22 protein-coding genes are annotated in these 19,100 nt (G+C 68.2%); 11 read left to right on the plus strand and 11 right to left on the minus strand.

Going from position 1 to position 19,100, the window contains the following annotated elements; genetic code table 11:
• Positions 1 to 73: 73 nt before the first annotated feature.
• Positions 74 to 1,333 (plus strand): ATP-binding protein, encoded by a 1,260-nt coding sequence (locus tag QPC17_RS07115; protein ID WP_070447814.1) that lies wholly within the window; start codon positions 74 to 76, stop codon positions 1,331 to 1,333.
• Positions 1,334 to 1,564: 231 nt separating this feature from the next.
• On the opposite strand, the gene menD is transcribed toward QPC17_RS07115, so the two are convergent.
• The gene (gene menD, locus QPC17_RS07120) at positions 1,565 to 3,190 is read right to left on the minus strand and encodes a 2-succinyl-5-enolpyruvyl-6-hydroxy-3-cyclohexene-1-carboxylic-acid synthase (protein WP_285347159.1); all 1,626 of its coding nucleotides are present in this window, start codon (positions 3,188 to 3,190) and stop codon (positions 1,565 to 1,567) included.
• On the minus strand, positions 3,187 to 4,164 hold the full coding sequence (locus tag QPC17_RS07125; RefSeq protein ID WP_068538649.1) for an o-succinylbenzoate synthase: 978 nt from the start codon (positions 4,162 to 4,164) through the stop codon (positions 3,187 to 3,189). Before QPC17_RS07125 ends, menD begins: the two co-directional genes overlap by 4 nt.
• Positions 4,165 to 4,191: 27 nt before the next feature.
• Here QPC17_RS07125 and QPC17_RS07130 point away from each other — a divergent pair, with 27 nt between their 5' ends.
• Positions 4,192 to 5,169 carry a 1,4-dihydroxy-2-naphthoyl-CoA synthase gene (locus tag QPC17_RS07130; RefSeq protein ID WP_285347160.1) on the plus strand — a complete coding sequence of 326 codons (978 nt, stop codon included), beginning with the start codon at positions 4,192 to 4,194 and terminating at the stop codon, positions 5,167 to 5,169.
• A 4-nt stretch (positions 5,170 to 5,173) separates the two neighbouring features.
• Here QPC17_RS07130 and QPC17_RS07135 read toward each other — a convergent pair whose 3' ends face one another.
• Both QPC17_RS07135 and QPC17_RS07140 read right to left on the minus strand, forming a co-directional pair.
• Positions 5,174 to 5,569: a CPBP family glutamic-type intramembrane protease gene (locus QPC17_RS07135; RefSeq protein WP_068538648.1), complete on the minus strand. Its 396-nt coding sequence runs from the start codon at positions 5,567 to 5,569 to the stop codon at positions 5,174 to 5,176.
• Between the two features lie 31 nt (positions 5,570 to 5,600).
• Positions 5,601 to 5,867: a hypothetical protein gene (locus QPC17_RS07140; RefSeq protein WP_285347161.1), complete on the minus strand. Its 267-nt coding sequence runs from the start codon at positions 5,865 to 5,867 to the stop codon at positions 5,601 to 5,603.
• A 123-nt stretch (positions 5,868 to 5,990) separates the two neighbouring features.
• Between QPC17_RS07140 and QPC17_RS07145 the strand changes: the two genes are divergently transcribed.
• Genes QPC17_RS07145 through QPC17_RS07160 form a run of 4 tightly spaced genes read left to right on the plus strand, consistent with a single transcriptional unit; the run spans position 5,991 to position 9,760 of the window.
• Positions 5,991 to 7,109, plus strand: a complete 1,119-nt coding sequence (locus QPC17_RS07145; protein ID WP_201783152.1) for a TDT family transporter — start codon at positions 5,991 to 5,993, stop codon at positions 7,107 to 7,109.
• Positions 7,110 to 7,154: 45 nt separating this feature from the next.
• Positions 7,155 to 8,399 carry an AMP-binding protein gene (locus QPC17_RS07150; protein WP_068538647.1) on the plus strand — a complete coding sequence of 415 codons (1,245 nt, stop codon included), beginning with the start codon at positions 7,155 to 7,157 and terminating at the stop codon, positions 8,397 to 8,399.
• A gap of 26 nt (positions 8,400 to 8,425) precedes the next feature.
• Positions 8,426 to 9,298: a 1,4-dihydroxy-2-naphthoate polyprenyltransferase gene (locus QPC17_RS07155; RefSeq protein WP_062613358.1), complete on the plus strand. Its 873-nt coding sequence runs from the start codon at positions 8,426 to 8,428 to the stop codon at positions 9,296 to 9,298.
• Positions 9,299 to 9,337: 39 nt separating this feature from the next.
• Positions 9,338 to 9,760, plus strand: a complete 423-nt coding sequence (locus tag QPC17_RS07160) for a PLD nuclease N-terminal domain-containing protein (protein ID WP_285347162.1) — start codon at positions 9,338 to 9,340, stop codon at positions 9,758 to 9,760.
• Positions 9,761 to 9,789: 29 nt separating this feature from the next.
• Here the strand turns inward: QPC17_RS07160 and QPC17_RS07165 are convergent, their stop codons facing one another.
• The 4 genes from QPC17_RS07165 to QPC17_RS07180 form a co-directional block, all read right to left on the minus strand.
• Entirely contained in the window at positions 9,790 to 10,452 is a 663-nt protein-coding gene (locus QPC17_RS07165) for a histidine phosphatase family protein (protein WP_062613355.1), read from the minus strand.
• Between the two features lie 5 nt (positions 10,453 to 10,457).
• A complete protein-coding gene (locus tag QPC17_RS07170; protein ID WP_285347163.1) occupies positions 10,458 to 10,916 on the minus strand; it encodes a MarR family winged helix-turn-helix transcriptional regulator in 459 nt (152 codons plus the stop codon).
• A gap of 132 nt (positions 10,917 to 11,048) precedes the next feature.
• Positions 11,049 to 11,147 (minus strand): 30S ribosomal protein bS22, encoded by a 99-nt coding sequence (locus QPC17_RS07175; protein ID WP_005504750.1) that lies wholly within the window; start codon positions 11,145 to 11,147, stop codon positions 11,049 to 11,051.
• Positions 11,148 to 11,222: 75 nt separating this feature from the next.
• On the minus strand, positions 11,223 to 11,432 hold the full coding sequence (locus tag QPC17_RS07180) for a helix-turn-helix domain-containing protein (RefSeq protein WP_062613352.1): 210 nt from the start codon (positions 11,430 to 11,432) through the stop codon (positions 11,223 to 11,225).
• A gap of 207 nt (positions 11,433 to 11,639) precedes the next feature.
• On the opposite strand from QPC17_RS07180, the gene QPC17_RS07185 reads away from it, so the two are divergent.
• From QPC17_RS07185 to radA, 3 genes are read left to right on the plus strand one after another with little or no spacing between them, the layout of a single operon-like run.
• Positions 11,640 to 13,019, plus strand: coding sequence for a TrkH family potassium uptake protein (locus QPC17_RS07185; RefSeq protein WP_062613350.1), 1,380 nt, complete (start codon positions 11,640 to 11,642; stop codon positions 13,017 to 13,019).
• Positions 13,020 to 13,034: 15 nt separating this feature from the next.
• Positions 13,035 to 13,709, plus strand: coding sequence for a potassium channel family protein (locus QPC17_RS07190; RefSeq protein WP_062613348.1), 675 nt, complete (start codon positions 13,035 to 13,037; stop codon positions 13,707 to 13,709).
• Positions 13,710 to 13,718: 9 nt separating this feature from the next.
• Positions 13,719 to 15,089: a DNA repair protein RadA gene (radA, locus tag QPC17_RS07195; protein WP_070445924.1), complete on the plus strand. Its 1,371-nt coding sequence runs from the start codon at positions 13,719 to 13,721 to the stop codon at positions 15,087 to 15,089.
• Positions 15,090 to 15,122: 33 nt separating this feature from the next.
• On the opposite strand, the gene QPC17_RS07200 is transcribed toward radA, so the two are convergent.
• Positions 15,123 to 16,334: a DUF4232 domain-containing protein gene (locus QPC17_RS07200; protein WP_285347164.1), complete on the minus strand. Its 1,212-nt coding sequence runs from the start codon at positions 16,332 to 16,334 to the stop codon at positions 15,123 to 15,125.
• 68 nt (positions 16,335 to 16,402) lie between these two features.
• Between QPC17_RS07200 and QPC17_RS07205 the strand changes: the two genes are divergently transcribed.
• Positions 16,403 to 17,278, plus strand: a complete 876-nt coding sequence (locus QPC17_RS07205; RefSeq protein ID WP_244899223.1) for an HhH-GPD family protein — start codon at positions 16,403 to 16,405, stop codon at positions 17,276 to 17,278.
• A complete protein-coding gene (locus QPC17_RS07210) occupies positions 17,275 to 17,664 on the plus strand; it encodes a hypothetical protein (RefSeq protein ID WP_068538642.1) in 390 nt (129 codons plus the stop codon). The genes QPC17_RS07205 and QPC17_RS07210 overlap by 4 nt, the downstream gene beginning before the upstream one ends.
• Here QPC17_RS07210 and QPC17_RS07215 read toward each other — a convergent pair.
• Together QPC17_RS07215 and QPC17_RS07220 are read right to left on the minus strand one after the other, a co-directional pair.
• The gene (locus tag QPC17_RS07215) at positions 17,661 to 18,089 is read right to left on the minus strand and encodes a GNAT family N-acetyltransferase (RefSeq protein ID WP_068538641.1); all 429 of its coding nucleotides are present in this window, start codon (positions 18,087 to 18,089) and stop codon (positions 17,661 to 17,663) included. The genes QPC17_RS07210 and QPC17_RS07215 overlap by 4 nt on opposite strands.
• Positions 18,086 to 19,069: a sugar-binding transcriptional regulator gene (locus QPC17_RS07220; RefSeq protein WP_285347165.1), complete on the minus strand. Its 984-nt coding sequence runs from the start codon at positions 19,067 to 19,069 to the stop codon at positions 18,086 to 18,088. Before QPC17_RS07220 ends, QPC17_RS07215 begins: the two co-directional genes overlap by 4 nt.
• Positions 19,070 to 19,100 lie beyond the last annotated feature (31 nt).

The raw sequence follows: 19,100 nt of genomic DNA on the forward strand, positions 1-19,100 counted from the left end.
ACCACAGAGCACCTTGCCACCAATCAACAGAAATGCCTAGACGCCCAAGCGAATAGTACCTAGGATAACCTGCATGAGCGCTATTATCCCAAGGAATTCAGCACCCCTCCTCCGGCAGCTGACGGATCATTTCCCGGCTGTCGAGGTTCTGGGTGCACGGCAGGTGGGAAAGTCGACGCTCACCCAGCAGGTTTCCGAGGAGTTGGCGTCAGCCGGCACGTCAGTTGCGAGCTTCACGATGGACGACCCGGAAACTCGAAGCGTCGCTCTCGATGATCCCAGGGGTTTTCTTGCTCAGAACCCCGGCGGCATGCTGGTCATTGACGAGTTTCAACGGGTGCCCGAGCTCATTCTCTCGCTGAAGGCCGAGATCGATCGCTACCGCAGACCCGGCCGCTTTCTGATTACTGGTAGCTCTCAGCTGACGACGGGTACTGCCGCCGCGGACAGCCTGGCCGGCCGAGTGGCCAGCTTGCAGATGCGCGGCTTTAGCCAGGGAGAGCTGAGCGGCATGCGGGATGACTTCGTTTCGCGCACGCTCGGCAGGCTCAACCCCGCAGGCGAGACCTCGCCGCTGACCCGTAGCGATTACGTCGACGCGATATCCCGCGGCTCCATGCCAGAAGCGCAACACCTTCCAGAGCGGATGAGACAAACGTGGATGAGGTCGTACACCACCCGTGTGACCTCACGGGATATCCAGGACCTATCGAAGATCCAGCGCCCAGAGCAGGTGACGGCGTTGCTTCGCACGCTTTCTGCTGTGCAAGGATCGGAGGTGGTTATCGGCCGTTTGGCCAATGAGCTCAGCATTCCGGCAAGCACTGCCGCGCAGTACCTGCGCCTGCTCGAAGGGCTGTTCCTCGTGGACCTCTTGCCGCCGTGGACACCCAATCTGCTCAAGCGTGAGGTGGGCCGCCACAAGGTCGTCATCAGCGACCCCGGCCTTGGCATGTGGCTCACCGGCGCAAAACCGGCCACGCTCAAGGACCTCGTTCGAGGCCAGGCGTTCGGCGGGATGCTGGAGGCATTCGTGGCAAGCGAGTTGCTTCGCCAGAAGACCTGGTCCTCGGAGGAATGGGAGCTCTTCCACTACCGCAGCCCGGACGGCCGCGAAATCGACCTGGTCATTGAACTCGACGACGGCCGCGTCATCGCCTTGGAAGTCAAGGCAGCGTCCTCTGTTGGGACTGTCGATTACAAGCACCTGACGTGGTTGCGTGATCAGCTGGGCGAGCGCTTCATCGCCGGATATGTCCTCACCACAGACAGCCGCGGGCGTCTCCTCGGCGATCGCCTCGCCGCACTCCCCGTCGCCTCCCTCTGGGGCTAGATTGCCCGGCAGATTACCGGCGCCCGGGCCGGCGCCGGGCACCCAGTTCCAGGGCCCCTCCGACAGAACTCGTGAAAATACCGGCTACCGATTCCCATAGGCACCAGGTCGATCTCAGATTCACGACTTACGCCGGGCACACCCGGAGCCAGGCGCGAACGAGACCCGCCGGGCCAGATTATCGGCGGCGTTTGCCGGCCAGACACCACCTCCTCCTAGCCGGCCATCCGCCTAACTCCCCAGTGCGGCGAGCACTCGCTCGGCCAGGCCCTGGCGGGCGGCACGTTCGGCGGCCATGGGCACGCGCCCGGCGTCGATGTGCACGATCCGCACCCCGAACTGCCCTGCCAGCGCCTCCCGCAGCTCCGCCATCTCCCGCACGCGCACGTATTGCGCCCCCACGGCCCGCGCGAACGCCTCCACGTCCAGGCGCTTCTCGGTGCGGAACACTCGATCGTAGGTCTCTTCGGGCCCGGCCCCGTATTCGAGAGTGGAGAACAGCGAGCCGCCGTGATCGTCGATGACGACGACGTCGAGCCTCGGCCCGGCCTGCCTCGCGGTGGCCACGAGCGAGGTGGCGTCGTGGATGAAGGCGAGGTCGCCGACCACCACACGGGTGGGCTGACCCGTGGCGAGCGCGGTGCCGATGGCGGTGGACATCGTGCCGTCGATGCCGGCAAGCCCCCGGTTGGCGTACAGCGGCCCGGCCGGCGCACGCCCATAGAGGTTGACCTCGCGGATGATGGTGGACGCGGCCAGGTGGGTGGGCACCGGCGATTCGGTGAGGGACCGCGCGATCGCCGGCGTCGACATCCCGGCCTCCGCCAGCGCTTCCTCGATCGCCACCTCGGCGCAATGGGAGGCCTCCTGCCACTCGGCCAGCCACAAATCAGGCGAGCCCGCCACGAGCCCGGGCACGTCGGCAAGCTCCACGACCTCCGCGATCCCGGCCACGTCCGTGTAACCGACGGCCTCGTCCACAGCGTAGACCTCGCCGGCGGAAAGCAAGACTGACACGTCGCGCGTGAGGGTGGGATGCCCAAGCACCACCACTCGCTCGATCCGCTCCCCCAGCCCAGTGCGCAACAGGAGCGGGTGGGCGGCCACGGCGTTCGGGTGCCCGCGCAGCTCGGAGGTCGGCTCGGCGAGGATCGGCACCCCGCCCAGGTCTGGCAGCTCCCGCGCGTACAGCGGGTTCGACCTACTCGACGGCCCGGCAACGACGACCGTCCGCCGACCAGCGCCCAGGCCCTCGCCCACACCGCCCTCGCCAAGGTCACCCGCGCCCGCGCGCCCGCAGTCCTCGGCAACGCTCTCCCACGGCCCGCCCGGCATGAGCGGTTCGCGGAAGGCCACGTTGATGAGCACAGGCCCGGCCTGGCGCGTCGCAGCCCGGGCTGCCCGCACCACCTGCCCGCGTAGGGCCGGCGCGTCGGCCGCGATCTCGGCCACGAAGCGCACGGAGCCCTCGAGCACGCCGCGGTGGTCGGCGGTCTGGGAGGCCCGCACGCCTCGCCGCTCGTGCGGCCGGTCCGCGGCGAGCACGATGAGCGGCACGCCCGCATACCGCGCCTCCTCCACCGCCGGGTGCAGGTTCGCAACGGCCGAGCCCGACGTCGTGACCACCGCCGCCACCTGCCCCGCGAGCCCCGAGCCCAGGGCCACGAAGCCTGCCACCCGCTCGTCGGTCTCCACGTGGAGCTCGACCACGCCGGCGGCCTCGGCGTCCGCGAGCGCGTACGCGAGCGGTGCCGACCGCGATCCGGGGCACAGCACGAAGCGCCGCACCCCCTGGCGTACCAGTTCGGCCACGATCTCGCGCGCCATCCGCGTTGACGCCTCTACCTGCTCGTTCACGCTAGCCCTCCCATGAATTCGTATTCGCCGCGCACATGCCCTGCCCCCTCGGCCACCTCCCACATCTGTGCTAGCCGCCGTTCCCAGGCGCAGGCCAACTCGGCCCCCACGGGTAGGCTGCGCGCCGGGTCGGGAACGACGTCGCGCACCGCGATCTGCCCGCCCTTGGGCGCGAGCGGCTCGGCCACGACGTCGTCCACGAAGAGCCGCGTGGTGGCAAGCCCGCAGGCGTGCGGCAGCTCGGGCAGGGCGGCGGCGAAGGCGAGTCCGGCCCGCAGGCCCACCGAGCTTTCGAGCGCAGAGGAGACAACCACCGGCATGGCGAGCGCCTCGGCGAGCGCAAGCGCGGCGCGCACGCCCCCAAGCGGCTGGTTCTTGAGGACGGCCACGTCGGCGGCCTCGCGGCGCACCACCTCGAGGGGGTCGGCGCCGCGGCGGATGGATTCGTCGGCGGCGATTGGCACGTCCACGCGCCGGCGCACCTTCGCCAAATCCTCCACGCCAGGGCAGGGCTGCTCGACGTATTCGAGTCTCCCGGCGGCACGGTCCATCTGCCGGATCTGGGCTACGGCCGTGTCAACGTCCCACGCAGCATTCGCGTCCACCCGGATCTTCGCCGCCGGTTGCGCGGCCCGCACGGCCTCCAACCGCGCCAGGTCCTCGGCAAGCGCGCCCGCGTGATCAGCGATCTTCACCTTGAACGTGGCGCAGCTCGACGCCGCGGCCAACGCGTAGGCTACCTCCGCATCCACTGCCGGGATGGTCTCGTTGACCGGCACGGCGCCGCGCAACGGGGCGGGCAGCCCGGCCGCGGCCTCGACACCGGCGGCCAGCCAGCGAGCCGACTCCACGGCGTCGTAATCCCAAAACGGGCTCACCTCGCCCCAGCGCTCGCCCTTGACGAGCAGCCCGTCGCGCTCAGTGAGGCGCCGGAAGCGGTTTTTGAGCGCAAGGCGGTAGACGTAGAACTTCACCGTTCCACCATAAGGCACAATGGTGGCATGACTATCACTGCCCTGCCCCACAAGGTTTCCGACATCTTCGACCCGCGTCGCTGGCGCGCCGTGCCCGGCTTCCCCGACGCCGACATCACCTACCACCGCGGCGTCGAGCGCGTGTACGACGACGACCGCCCCGTTGCCGAGCGCGACCTCCCGGTTGCCCGCATCGCTTTCAACCGGCCACAGGTGCGCAACGCGTTCCGGCCCGAGACGGTCGACCAGCTCTACCGCGCGATCGACCACGCGCGGCTGTCGGGAGAGGTGGGCACAGTGATCCTCACGGGCAACGGCCCGAGCCCGAAGGACGGCGGTTGGGCATTTTGCTCCGGTGGCGACCAGCGCATTCGCGGCCGGGACGGCTACAAGTATGGCGGGGAGGACGACGCCGCGGCCAACGCCGCCACCCGGGCCGAGACCTCACACGCCGGGCGCCTGCACATCCTCGAGGTCCAGCGCCTCATGCGCACTTCGGGCATGATCTTCATCGGCGCGATCAGCGGTTGGGCCACGGGCGGCGGGCACTCGCTCAACGTGCTGTGCGACCTCTCACTTGCCTCGATCGAGCACGCGCGTTTCATGCAGGTGGACGCCAACGTCGGCTCCTTCGACGGCGGTTACGGCGCCGCGCTCCTTGCCCGGCAGGTGGGTGACAAGCGCGCCCGCGAGATCTTCTTCCTCGCCCGCGAGTACTCGGCTCACGACGCCGAACGCTGGGGCGTGGTCAACGAGGCGGTCCCCCACGCCGAGCTGGAGGACAAGGCGCTCGATTACGCCCGCATCATGTCCACGAAGTCCCCGCAGGCCCTGCGCATGCTAAAGTTCGCCTTCAACCTCGCCGACGACGGGCTGGCCGGCCAGCAGGTCTTCGCCGGGGAAGCCACCCGCCTGGCCTACATGACGGCAGAAGCGCAGGAGGGGCGTGATGCCTTCCTGGAGAAGCGGGCCCCGGACTGGTCGAGCTTCCCGTTTTATGCGTGAGCCGCTACGGTTCTCGCAGGCGCGACGTTTGCCAACCGCAGGAGCGTAGGATCGCCATCACGAGCAGGCCAACCGTTGCCAGCGGAAGCAGGTAGGTGACGAGGGGGTAAGAGATCTCTCTTGCGAGGGACTGGCCGATCGCCCCGTTCGCCTGCGCCACATAGTTCCACAGCATGTGCCCGACCACGAGAGGGCTCACCATCGCCGTCGTGCGGAAGAAGGCCACCGCGAAAACTGACAGTGGAAGGAAGCCGAGCAGGATGGCCAGCGACCCGTGGTGCAGGTGGATGACGCCGCGTACCAGTGCCGACACGGCAAGGATGAAACCCCAGCCGCGCCCGTAACGGCGCGAGAGCAGTGCAATGATGCCAACGTTCGCGATCTCCTCCGCGCCGCCCACGATGATTGGGCTAAGGAAAACGAGGGTGGGGCTAAAGCCTGCGTAGTTCCCTGCTCTCGAATCCCCAGCCCCCTCCCCGGCGCATCGCGAGGTAGACTGCCGCAACACAGAGGAACCAGAGGACGTGAGCAACGATCGCGACCGGCGTGCCCGTCACCAGGGCGTTCGACACGAGCCACGGCGTCTCATCCCCGACCCGCGGCGAGACATAGTAGACGACGTTATCGACGACGAGCGCCGCCGTGGGCACGAGTGCGACCACCGCGGCAGCCAGTACGCTCCAAGATCGGTTCGTCATGTCGCACACACTACCGCCCGCGCCCGCGCGTCGCCCCTGCTCGTGGGGTTGCGTCCCGCATTGTGAGCGACGCGGCCAACCAACCACTTCTCAGACAACCTGTTGGAGGAGCACCCTGGAAGGGTGAACGCGAAACAGTCTTCCACGCACGCCCCCACGCACACCCCTGTGCCCGCGCCGTCTACGACGCCGGCCCCCAAGCTCCCTCCCATCGGCCCGGCCTGGTTCCCGGCCGCCATGGGCACGGGCATCCTAGCCAACCTGCTCCAGACCCACTCGGACCATTTGCCGGGTGCGGGCGCGGCCGCCGTCGTCGTTCTCGCGATCGCCTGGGCGGTGCTCGTCACGCTGATCGTGGGCTACATCGTGCGGATCTCGCTTTCGCGCGACGCGTTCTCGATCACGTTGCGCGACTCCACGCAGACCCCGATGTGGGGCACCGTGTCGATGGGCATCCTCTCGGTCGGCTCGGCCACCGCCACGATCGTGCCCGCGCACTGGCCGCACCTGACCGACGCCGCCTGGCACATCGACACCGTCACCTGGATCGTCGGCGCTACAATCGGCATCATCACGGCGCTCGGCTTCGCGACGCGACTGGTGGGCAAGGACCTTGGCGCGCCGACTACGGTGTGGGGCCTGGCCGTGGTCGGGCCGATGGTCGCCTCGACCACGGGCGCCGGACTCGTGCCGCACGTGTCAGAGACGTTCCAGTTCTGGCTGCTAACGACCTCCGCGGCCGCCTTCTTCCTCTCCCTCTTCCTGGGCGTGGCCGTGTTCGCCACCGCCTACCGCCACCATTGGCGGGTGGAGCCGTTGCCGTTGGCCGCGAGCGCGAGCGCCTGGATTCCGCTCGGCATGGTAGGGCAGTCGACGGCGGCCGCCCAGTCGGTGGCCCTGCAGTCCACCTACATGCTGCTCCCCGACTACGCGGGCAGCGCACAGGACGTGGCCAACGCCTATGGGTACTTCATGCTGGTGATCGGCGTACCGCTGGTGGCGTGGGCCACGGTGATGACCGTCCGCGGGTTTATCGGCCGCATGCCGTTCGCGCCGGGCTGGTGGGCGCTGACCTTCCCCATCGGCACCCTCGCCCTCGGCGCCACCCTGCTCTCGCGTGGCACCGGGATCGGCGCGCTCATGTGGCTGGGCACGTTCGGCACGCTGGTGCTGGTCGGCACCGTGACGCTGTGCCTGTTCGCCTCCAGCTTCTCGATCGCCCGCCGCGGCATGGCCTGGTGAGCGCCGCGATTTGAAGTGCGCCGCCCGCGCGGCAACGATAGAGGGATGAAGATCATCGACGGCGGTCGCGGCGCCTCCGCCCTTGCCCGCGTTCACGACGCCGTCCTGCCCGCCTTGCGCACGTGGCTCGCCGGTGGCGTCCCCGAGCCGCTGTTCGTGGTCGCGCCCGGGACGGATCGGGACGCGGTGGTCGCCGAGGTGGGGGGCTTCGAGGCGGCGGGATTTCCTATCCCCGACGACACGGGCCTGCTCATGCGCACGTCCGGCTCCACCACCGGGCAGGGCAAAATCGTTGCCATCTCCTGGGACTCCCTCACCGCGTCCGCGCGCGCCACGCACGCCGCTTTCGGCGGGCCCGGCCGCTGGGCCTGCCAGCTTCCCCTCGACCACATCGCCGGCTTCCAGACCGTGGCCCGCAGCGCGCTCGCCGAGCTCGAGGCGCTCGCCGCCGGGGCCACCCCGGAGCGCGCGGCAGCCTTCCGCCCGGCCTACGTGGGCCTCACCGACCCGGCCGCCACCCGCGCCGCCCTCCACCCCGACACCGCACCCGGCGTGCCCACCTACCTCTCCGTGGTCCCCACCCAGCTGCGCCGCATCCTCGCCACCCCCGAGCTGACGGGGGCCGTGCGCGGCGCGATCGTGCTGGTGGGAGGTGCGGCCACCGACACCGCCCTGCTCGGCGCCGCCCGCTCCACCGGCCTGGAAGTCCACACTTCTTATGGCATGACCGAGACCTGCGGCGGCTGCGTCTACGACGGGCGCCCCATCGGCGACACCGAAATCTTGATCACCGACGGTCGCATCTCCCTGCGCGGTAGCGCGGTCGCCACCTGTTATCTGGGCACCGACGCCGCGTTCGACCCGCCCGGCCGCCTCCGCGCGCCCGGCTCCCCCGCCACCCACCTCACCCGCGACGCCGGGAGGCTAGGCGCCGGTGTGCTCGAGGTCCTCGGCCGGATCGACGACGCCATCACCACCGGCGGGCTCACCGTCATGCCCCAGCTCATCGAGGAGTCCCTAGCGAAGACGGGCCGGCGGGCCGTCGTCGTCGGGGTGCCTCACCTGGAGTGGGGCGAAGCGGTAGTCGCCGTCGTCGACGACACGGACAACGCCGCGCAAAGCTGCGATATTACGGTGATGCGCAGCTGGGTCAAGCTCGAGCTTGGCGAGGGCTGGGCGCCCACGTACGTCGTGGGCGTTTCCGACATCGGGGGCCTGCCGATGACAGATTCGGGCAAGGTCAACCGGCGCAAGCTAGCCGATATCGTCGAGGACTACCTCGGGCTGTAGAATGACCAGATCTGAAAGGCAGGTACATGGCAACCCTCAATGATTGGCTCGAAGGTGCGCGCATCCGCACGCTCCCCGCGGCGGTGGCGCCCGTGCTGGCGGGCACCGGAGTCGCCATCCACGAGGGCGGCTTTTCCCTGCCCCGCGCGTTGCTCGCCGCCGGGATCGCACTTTTCTTCCAGATCGGGGTGAATTTCGCCAACGACTACTCGGACGGGGTGCGTGGCACCGACGACGTCCGCAGTGGCCCGCCCCGTCTCACCGGCGGCGGCAAGACCTCGCCCACGGTGGTCAAGGCCGCGGCGTTTACCTGCTTCGCGCTCGGCGCGGCCGCCGGACTCGCGCTCGTAGCACTGAGCGGCCAGTGGTGGCTCATTGGCGCCGGCGCCGCGGCGATCCTGGCCGCCTGGTACTACACCGGAGGCGAGCACCCGTACGGCTACATGGGCCTGGGCGAAGTGTTCGTCATGATCTTCTTCGGCTACATGGCCACGGTCGGCACCACCTACACCCAAACCGGCACGGCGCCCTGGATGGCGTGGGTGGCCGGCACCGGTGTGGGGCTCATCGCCTGCGCGCTACTCATGATCAACAACATCCGCGACATCCCCACCGACTCCGTAACCGGCAAGCGCACCCTCGCCGTCCGCCTCGGCGATAACCGGGCTCGCTGGGCCTACGTGGCCATGCTTGTGGGGGCGCTGGCCTGCGCCGTCATGATCGGGGTTGGAAGTTGGCCGGTGCTCATGGGCGCGATCGCCATCGCGCTCGGCCCGATCCTCCTCACCCCGCCAGTGTTGAAGGGCGCGGCCGGCCGCGATCTCATCCCTGTCCTTCGCGACACCGGCCTGTTCGAGCTGTGCTACGCCATCGTCCTCATCATCTCGCTCACGGCGTGAGCGCTACAGTTCCACATCAAAGTGAACTAGGGTGAAGCTGTGCTGAGAGTATTGCCTATTATCTTCGGGCTCGCGCTGATCATCTACACGTTCATCGACTGCGCGCGCACCGATTCTTCCTCCATGCCCGCCAAGATCTCCAAGCCGCTGTGGCTGGTTCTCATCGCGCTCGTGCCCGTGCTCGGTGCACTGATCTGGCTGTACTTCAAGTACCAGCAGCACATCTTCACCTCCGGCTACTCCTCGCCGTCGTTCGGCGGGCAGAGCCCGTTCGCGCGCCCGCAAAAGCCGCGCGGCCCCGTCGCTCCCGACGACGACCCGGAGTTCCTCGCCCGCCTCGAAGCCCGCAACCGGCGCCGCGCCTACGAAGAGCGCATGCGCGAAGAGGGCCGCCTGCCCGAGGAGGACGACAAGCGCCCGGACGAGGACCACGAGGAGGGCGGCCTGTACGGCAACCGTTAGACGCGGGCCGCTCGGACGGCGTCGTGAGCCTAGGAAAGCTCGGCGGCCTCGGACGTGCCCGGCACCATGTCGGCGGCCCGGTGGAGCAGATGGCCCACCGGCTCCCAGTAATCGAGGGAGAGTAGCTGCTTGCCGGCGAACGTGAGCGACGTGACCGAGCACAGCGAACACTCGCGCTTGCGCGGGTCGGAGGCGATGGTCTTGCCCTCGATGAAGCGGCGCATCGTCCAAATCGGCAGCTGATGGGACACGAGCACGGCCTCACCACCGCGCGCCTGGTCAATCCCGCGGGCGATCGCCTGCGACATCCGCTCGATGACCTCAAGGTAGGGCTCGCCCCAGGAGGGCTCAAAAGGATTGATGTACCACGACCAGTAGCGTGGGTGGGCCAAAATCCACCTGTTCTTGTTCACCGGCACGCCCTCAAACATGTTGTCCGCCTCGATCAGGCGCGCGTCCGTGGCAATCTCAAGGCCGAATAGCTCCGCGGTAGGGGTGGCCGTCTCCACCGCACGCTCGAGCGGGGAGGCGATGACGCAACGGACGTCGTGGTCCTCGAAGGCGAGGGCGAGTTCGTCGGCCATCTCCCGGCCCAGATCGGACAGGTGGTAGCCAGGGCGGCGGCCGTACAGCACGGCCTCGGGGTTGTGAACTTCGCCGTGGCGAACCAGGTGAACGGTCGTAATATCCATGGGCACTATTGTGCCACGGGCTCCTCACAGGAGCCGATCTTGGCAAACAGCTCGCCGAGCTGGAGGAACTCTTCGGCGCTGAGGCAATCCACCAGGTTCTTGCGCACCGAATCCACATGCCTGGGGGCGGCCTGCTCCAGCTTGGCAAAGCCCGACTCCGTCAGATGACACACGATGCCGCGCCGGTCCTCCGGACATCGGGTGCGTTCAACGTAGCCCGCCCCCTCGAGGCGCTTGACCGTGTGTGTCAAGCGGGAGCGGGAGTGGACCAGGTGCTCGGCCAGATTCGACATGCGCAGCCTGCGCTCCGGGGACTCCGACAGGCGCACCAGCACCTCGTATTCGTTGAGGGTGAGGCCGGAATCGGTGACCATGTCCTGATTAATGGCCTCCAACACGCGGGCCTGCCCCGTGAGGAAGGACCTCCACGCTCTCTGCTCCGGCTCGGTCAACCAGTTCGCCATCACCCTCCACCTTTCGTTAAATCTTAAACGATTCTATCAAGGTGGGCGGTTCCCCACCACACATGGCCTACGACCGTGGTCGTAGAGACAAGAGAACCGGCCCTCAGGCCGGCTCGAATCGGGAAACCCGACTTACTTCTTGTTACGACGCTGGTGGCGCGTCTTACGAAGCAGCTTGCGGTGCTTCTTCTTCGACATACGCTTGCGACGCTTCTTAATAACGGAACCCATAGGTTACCTCCGATCGTTGGCCCGCCAGATAGAACTTAGAAAGTCTACAGCAGACAGCCAAAACACAAAAATGGCTTATGCGCCCAGGGTCTCAGCCTGGTCCATGCCACCGGACAGAAGCTGCTCAACCGCAGACACCGGAACCCGGTACGAGCCCCCAACCCGGACAGCCGGAAGCTCGCCAGAATGAACCATCCGGTATACCGTCATGCGCGAAACACGCGCCAGTTCGGCAACTTCTGCCACAGTCACAAACTGCGGCGCCGAGGCTGGAAACTGCGCCATCCTTGACCGTCCTTGTATCGCCCAAAGGCTCAAATAGTGCGTGTGGGCAAATGCCCGTGAGAACTTCGCTTCACACCATACCGGATTTTCTCCCGCCAAACACCTCAAATCCGCATCTTCACAGCTCTAACCCGATCTCCGGCCCTGCAACTTGATTACGGGCCGGCCTCGTGTGGCACGATTGACGCAGGGAGAAGAGGAGGTGACATGGCCGAAGTTCACACCGCGAAGCGGCGGCACCTTGCCTCACGCCTCCGCGAACACATCGATCACCTCGCCCGGCACTCGCCCGCGCGGTTGGTCATGCTCGTCTTCGCTTTCATCATCCTCATCATCACCTCCCTCCTCCTCATGCCGTTTGCCACGGTCGAACCCGGCACGGCCACGTTCATTGAGGCGCTTTTCACAGCGACGTCCGCGGTGTGCGTGACAGGCCTGACCGTGGTCGACACGGCCTCGCACTGGACGGGATTCGGGCAGGTCGTCGTCGTCATCGGAGTGCAGATCGGCGGGTGGGGCGTCATGACGCTCGCCTCCATCCTCGCCCGCGCCGTCTCCCGCCACATCGGCCTCACCCAACGCATCCTCGCGGCCTCCGAACGCAAGTCGCGCTTGGGCGACGTCGGCGCGCTCCTGCAGTCCGTGGTCATCACCTCCCTCACGGTCGAGGGCCTGCTCGTGGCCGTCATGTTCCCCTCGATCATGGAAGAGCGCGGCACATTCCTGGGTGCGCTCGGGCACTCGATCTTCATGGCGGTCTCCACGTTCAACAACGCCGGCTTCGTCATCATCGGCCCGGACCTGACACCGTTCGTGGGCAACTGGGCCATCAGCCTGCCCATTATCCTCGGCACGGTGGCCGGCGCGATCGGCTTCCCGGTCATCCACAACATCGCACACAACCTGCGCTCTCCCAAGCGCTGGTCGCTCCACACGAAGATCACCGTGGTCACCTACGTAGCGCTATGGGTGGCGGGCATCGTCATGGTGGCGGCCTTCGAGTGGAACGGTGCGTTTTCCGATTTGACGACGAACGAGAAGGTGCTTGCGTCCTTCTTCCAGGGCACGACGCCGCGCTCGTCGGGCATGTCCACCGTGGATATCGGCTCCCTGTCGGAGGCCACGTGGTTCGTCATGGACGCGCTCATGTTTATCGGCGCCGGCTCAGCCTCCACGGGCGGTGGCATCAAGGTCACCACGTTCGCCGTGCTGCTGCTTGCCATTGTTGCCGAGGCCCGCGGTGACCGCGACACGGAGGCCTTCGGCAAGCGCATCCCGCCGGACGTCATCCGCCTGTCCATTTCCGCAGCCTTCCTCGGCGCCTTCCTGGTTGGCACGTCCACGCTCATCATCTTGCAGCAGTCCGACTTCCCGCTCTCGCGCGTGCTGTTCGACGTCATCTCGGCGTTCGCCACCTGCGGCCTGTCCACCGGCATCACCGCCGACCTGCCCGATTCGGCCAAGCTCATCCTCGTCCTCCTCATGTACCTCGGCAGGCTCGGAACCATGACGTTCGCGGCGGCACTCGCCCTCCGCACGCGCCGCCGCGTCATCCGACTCCCCGAAGACCGCCCCATCATCGGCTAAGCGAAAGAGAACCCCATGCCCAACACGTACGCGGACAACGCCACCCTGGTCATCGGCCTGGGCCGCTTCGGCTCGGCCATCGCCGTCACGCTCGACAAGCTCGACAAGGAGATCCTCGCCGTCGAAACAAACTCCGACCTCGCCCAGCAGTGGAGCCATCGCTTCAACGTGGTGGAGGCCGACGCGCGCTCAGCCGAGGCGCTCCATCAGCTCGGGGCGGAGGACTTCGGCGTCGCCGTCGTGGGTGTTGGCGCGCTCGAGGCGTCGGTGCTCATCACCGCCAACCTGGTCGACATCGGCGTCCCCGACATCTGGGCCAAGGCCACCTCGCGCGAGCACGGCACGATCCTCAAGCGCATCGGTGCCCACCACGTGGTCTACCCCGAGTACGACGCCGGCCAGCGCGTTGCACACATGCTCTCGGGCCGCATGCTCGACTACATCGAGATGGAGGACCAGTTCACGATCGTGAAGATGGTCCCGCCGCGGGATCTGGTGGGTTTTTCGCTGGCAGAATCGAACGTGCGCGAGCGCTTCGGGGTGACCGTAATTGGCGTCAAATCCCCAGGTCAACCGTTCGAGTATGCCTCGCCGGAGACGACGATTGGCAACGGGGACGTCCTCATCGTCTCGGGCGAACCGTCCCTGCTCGAGGCATTCGCGAACAGATTTGTCGGACGCCCTCGATAGCCTTGGGGTATGGCAAAGAATCAGACGTTTAGATGCAGCGAGTGCGGTTGGACCACGGTCAAGTGGGTCGGCCGCTGCGGGCAGTGCCAAGCGTGGGGCACGATCGAAGAGGCCACCGAACAGGTGGGCACGAAGATCGCGGCGCTCACGCCGCGCTCGCCCGCTCAGCCGATCACGGAGGTTTCCCAGCAGGCCTCGGTGAAGGAACCCACCGGCGTGCCGGAATTGGACCGGGTGCTCGGAGGCGGGATCGTGCCCGGCGTCGTTATCCTGCTGGCTGGCGAACCGGGGGTTGGCAAGTCCACACTGCTGTTAGACGTGGCGGCGAAGGCGGCCGAGCAGGCGGCGCAGGCCGGGCGCAACCCGGTGCTGTACGTAACGGGCGAGGAGTCGGCATCGCAGGTGCGCTCGCGCGCCGAACGTATCGGCGCCCTGCACCCGTACCTGTTGCTCACGGCGGAGGCGGACCTGGCGAAGGTCCTGGGGCACGTTGCCGATTCGCGCCCGTCGCTTCTGATTGTCGACTCGGTGCAGACGATCATGGACCCGCACGTGGAGGGATCGGCGGGCGGCGTGGCGCAGGTCCGCTCCGTGACGTCCACGCTGGTCAACACGGCCAAGTCCTCCGACCTGCCGGTGTTGCTGGTCGGGCACGTGACCAAGGACGGCTCGATCGCCGGCCCGCGCGTGCTGGAGCACCTGGTGGACGTGGTGTGCCAGTTCGAAGGCGATCGGCACTCGCGGCTGCGGCTCGTGCGGGCGGTGAAGAACCGCTACGGGGCCACCGACGAAGTGGGTTGCTTCGAACTTGCGGACTCGGGGATCGTGGGGCTTGCAGACCCGTCGGGCCTGTTCCTCTCCGCTCGCAACCTCACCGTGCCGGGCACGTGCGTGACGGTCACACTCGAGGGGCGGCGGCCCATGCCGGTGGAAGTGCAGGCGCTGTCGGTGCCGGCGGCCGGCCCGCCGCGGCGCACCACCTCGGGGGTGGACAGCTCGCGGGTGGCCATGATGCTGGCCGTGCTCCAGTCCCGGCTCGGCGTGCAGTTCGAGCGTAACGACGTGTTCGTGTCCACCGTGGGCGGGGCCAAGGCGCTCGAGCCGAGCGTGGACGTGGCGATCGCGCTGGCGCTGGCCTCGGCCGCCGCGGATCTACCGCTTGCGCCGGGCGTGATCGCGGTGGGCGAGGTGTCGCTGACCGGCGAGCTGCGCCCGGTGGTCGGGCTCCAGCGGCGGCTGAACGAGGCCGCCCGGCTCGGCTTCCACACGGCGATCCTGCCCCGGACCTCGGAAAAGCTCAGCCCACCCGCCGGCATGCGGCTGCGCCCAGTGGACGACGTGGCAGCGGCGGCGCGGGCGGTGCTGCCGCTGGACGCGTAGCGCAGGGCGGTGTAGGCGCGTGGCGCGGGCGGCCTACCCCTCGGAATTCTCGGCCGTAGCGCCCTCAGAATCGCTGGATTGGCCGGAATCACCTGTGCCGGCGTCGTCCGCACCGTCGGTGGCCGTCTCCCCGTCATCCGACCCTCCCGAGCCGCCCTCACCGGAGCCCGCGCCGTCCGCGCCGTCCGCGCCGTCGCCCCCTGCGACCGCGGAGCCATCATCCGTGACGCTATGCCCGCCAAAGGCGGCACCCGAGCCGGTCAGTTCGAAGATGTAGCCAGACTCGAGGAGCGGGTCGGTGCCCAGGAAGACCCTCGCCACGTAGGTGCCCGCACCCGCGAGCGATTGCCCCTGGCAGTTGGCGCCGGCGTTGATGCCGTTCCAGGTGAGGGTCTGGGTGGTGGTCAGACCGGTGTCGAGAAGCAAGATCTTGGCTGCAGGGCCGGATTCGCACACTTGGCTGTCGTAGGCGGTCTGGTCGCCTGAGGCGAGTTGGAGGCGAAGGTCGGCGGCGTCGAAGCTGCAGGGGGTGTCTCCCTTGTTGGTGATCGAGACACTGACCGCGACCTGCGATTTTCCCGTGCTGGCAACTTGGACGGTGGTGCTGAGCATCGACGAGCTGCACGCCACGGGATCGAACTGCTCCACCGGGTTGATCGGCACGGTGTGCTTTTCTATCTTCGACAGCGCGTACTTGACCGCCACGAACGTGGCGACGATCGCGAGCACCACGATGAGCAAAATGGTCAGCAACCGGCGCTGGAAGGACGAACGGGCCGGGTTTGTCCGCTTGCGAGGTGCGGGTCGCGCCGACACGGGCCTCTTCGTGGCCTGCCGCCCCTGATTTTGCCGCACCTGTGTTTGCCGGGCCTGAGATTGCCGGCCCTGGGTCCGGCGCTCCGAGGTGGGCCGCTGGCGTGCGGAGTTACCGGCGCGCTCGGCGCGGGAGGTACGCTCCCCGGCCGACTGTTGCGCTTTCCCGCGCATTTGACGCTTGCCGCCACTCCGAACCTGGCGGTCAGAGCCTCGCGAGGGGTGCTCCCCGGCGCGCGCCTGCCGCTCGGCAGCTCCCTGAGTCGGCCGCTTCCCTTCGCGCGCCGAACGCTCAGCGCTCCCGCGCCCCGCGCCTTCACCGCCACGGCCTGCGCGCTCGCCTCCGCGTCCCCGGCCAGGCTGGGCGCGCTCGCTCGTCGGGCGCGGCGCCCCGCGCCCCGCCTGCTTCCCGCGCTTCGGAGTTTCGTTCACGCCCCTACCGTAGCGGCAATCCCTTGCCGCGGGAGCGATGCGCGCCGGGCGGCGCTATAGTGAGGCGGGTGGCACCCGAACCCGAAACCGCTTACGCGGCCCTCACCCACTGGTACGCCCAGCATGCCCGGCCGTTGCCGTGGCGTGAGACCACGGACCCGTGGTCGATCCTCGTGTGTGAGGTGATGAGCCAACAGACCCCGGTTGCCCGCGTGGAACCGGTGTGGCGGACGTGGATGGAGCGCTGGCCCTCCCCCGCCCACCTTGCCTCGGCCTCTCCCGCCGAGGTCCTTATCGCCTGGGACCGCATGGGCTACCCGCGCCGCGCACTGCGTCTGCAGGAGGCAGCGATCGCGATCACTGAGCGCGGCTCCTTCCCCTCCACCTACACCGATCTGCTCGCCCTGCCTGGCGTCGGCCCGTACACGGCGGCCGCCGTCGTTGCCTTTGCCTTCCGCGGCCGCAGCGTGGTGCTTGACACGAACATCCGCCGCGTGCTCGCCCGCTGGCACGGCGAGGCCCTGCCCGCGCCCACGCAGACCAAGGCCGAACTCGCTCGCGCCGAGGCTTTCGTTCCCGACGACGACCAGGCCTGGCTCTGGAACGCCGCCATCATGGAGTTTGGGGCGCTCGTCTGCACGGCCCGAACGCCCGCCTGCGATGCCTGCCCGCTCGCCACCCACTGCGAGTGGAATCTGGCCGGCAGCCCGGCCGACGCCCACGCCCACCGCCGCCGCCCGCAGGCCTGGGAGGGCACGAACCGGCAGGCGCGCGGGAAGATCATGGCAGCCCTGCGCCGCGGCCCCCACGACTACGACTCACTCCTCGCCGCCACCACCCTCCCCGCGGAGCGCTTCGGCCCGGCGATCGACGGCGTTCTCACCGACGGCCTAGCCGAGCTAGTTTCGGGCCAATTCCGCCTTCCGCTAGCATCGAAGCCATGAACGAACTCAAGCTCGCCCGCGCCGGAGGCGTGCTCGGCGTCCTCGCGCTGACCATCCTCGCCCTCGGCCTGCTCATCCAGATCGCCGGCAAGCACGGCGCGCTCGTCGCGCTCATCCCGGGCGGGGCGGGCGCGGTGCTCGTGGCAGTGGGCGCCTACCTCATCGCTCTTTCGCGACGCCCGAACCCCGACCTCGCGTCCGCCGCTCGCCTGACGCGCGGGGCGGCCCTCGTCGCGACAGCGGTGGTGGTCGTGGGCGTGGCGGCAACTGCGATCGCCGGGATCGGCGTCATGACCACGATCATCCTCGCCCTGGTCGGCCTCCAGGCCCCGATCGGGCTGCGGATGACGGCGAACTTCCTGGCCGAGGGCGGCCGGGACCGCTAGAGCTGCTTGAACATGCGCGAATTGCCCAGGGTGTTGGGTTTGACCCGGGCGAGGGCTGCGGCGTCGTCATTGATGCGGACGTAGCCGAGCTCGGAGAAGAACTCGACTTCGAAGGTGAGGCAGAACAGGCGGCGGATGGCGAGACTGCGGGCGCGCGCCTCGAGCTCGTCTACGATCGCCTTGCCGATGCCGCGCCCACGGAACTCGTCGCGGACGGCGAGGGTGCGGATTTCGGCGATGGCCTCGCTAAAGACGTGCAGGGCGCCGCAGCCGACCACTTCGCCCTCCACCTCCGCCACCACGAATTCTTCGAGGCTTTCGAAGTATTCCACCAGGTCCTTGGCCACGAGCACGCGCTGGTGGGCGTAGGGGCGGACGACGTCGTAGATGGCGTGCACGTCCCGCGCACTCGCCGGGCGGATCATCGCAATGTCCCGAGCCCGGAGCGCATCGAGTACTCGTAGATGAGGTCGGCGGTGTCCTCGTCTACCACGAGGTCCGTGATGAGGCCGGCGCGCAGGGCCGCGACCGTGGCGACCACCTTGTCCGAGCCGGAGACGACGCCGATGCGCCGCGGGATCTTGCGCAGGTCGGTGGGCGTGGGGCCGGAGGCACGCGAGTTAATCTCCAGGTCCTTCCACGAGCCGTCGGCGCGAAGCAACACCGTGCAGATGTCACCCACCACGCCCTCGCGGCGCAGCGAGTCGAGCTCCTCGGCGCTGAGGTAGCCGCCCGAGTAGACCATGGAGGGGTTCTTCGCGGTGAGAGAGCCGATGCCGAACAGAGCGATGTCGGCCCGCTGTTGGATCTCGCGCACGGCCGCGATGGAGCGCTCCTGCCACAGGGCTTCGCGTGTGGCGGCGTAGTCGAAGAACGCGGGGACGGCGAAGTAGTGGACGGAGGCACCGAAGGCCCGGCCGAAGGCTTCCATGAGCGAGCCGGCATACGGCACGCCGCTGGTGGAGGCGTTGGCGGCGCCGTTGAGCTGGACCGCGATCGAGCCGCGTGCGGGCCGCGGGACGAGGTGGTCGACGACGGCGGCCACTGTGTTGCCCCAGGCCACGCCGATGACCGACTCGGGCTTCATGAGGTCGGAGACCATGATGCCCGCCACCTGGGTTACGGCGTTGAGCCGGCGCGTCTCATTGACCCCAAACGGGACGGGCACCACCTTCACATGCACATCGAACATCTGCGACAGGCGCACCTGCATCTCGCTGGCCGCCTCCTCGGGCAGGTGAATGGTGATCTGGATAAGACCTTCGTCCTTCGCCTCGGCGATGAGGCGGGAGACGGTGGAGCGCGAAACGGACAGTCGGCGGGCGATCGACTCCATCGTCTCCCCCTGGATGAAGTGCATGACGGCTGCTTCATAGGCCGCAAGGGAGCGGTCTTCTCGGTTCATCTCAGGCCTTTCCTCAACGTACGACAGACAT

It is taken from the genome of Trueperella bernardiae, assembly GCF_030246965.1.
Taxonomy (GTDB): domain Bacteria; phylum Actinomycetota; class Actinomycetes; order Actinomycetales; family Actinomycetaceae; genus Trueperella; species Trueperella bernardiae.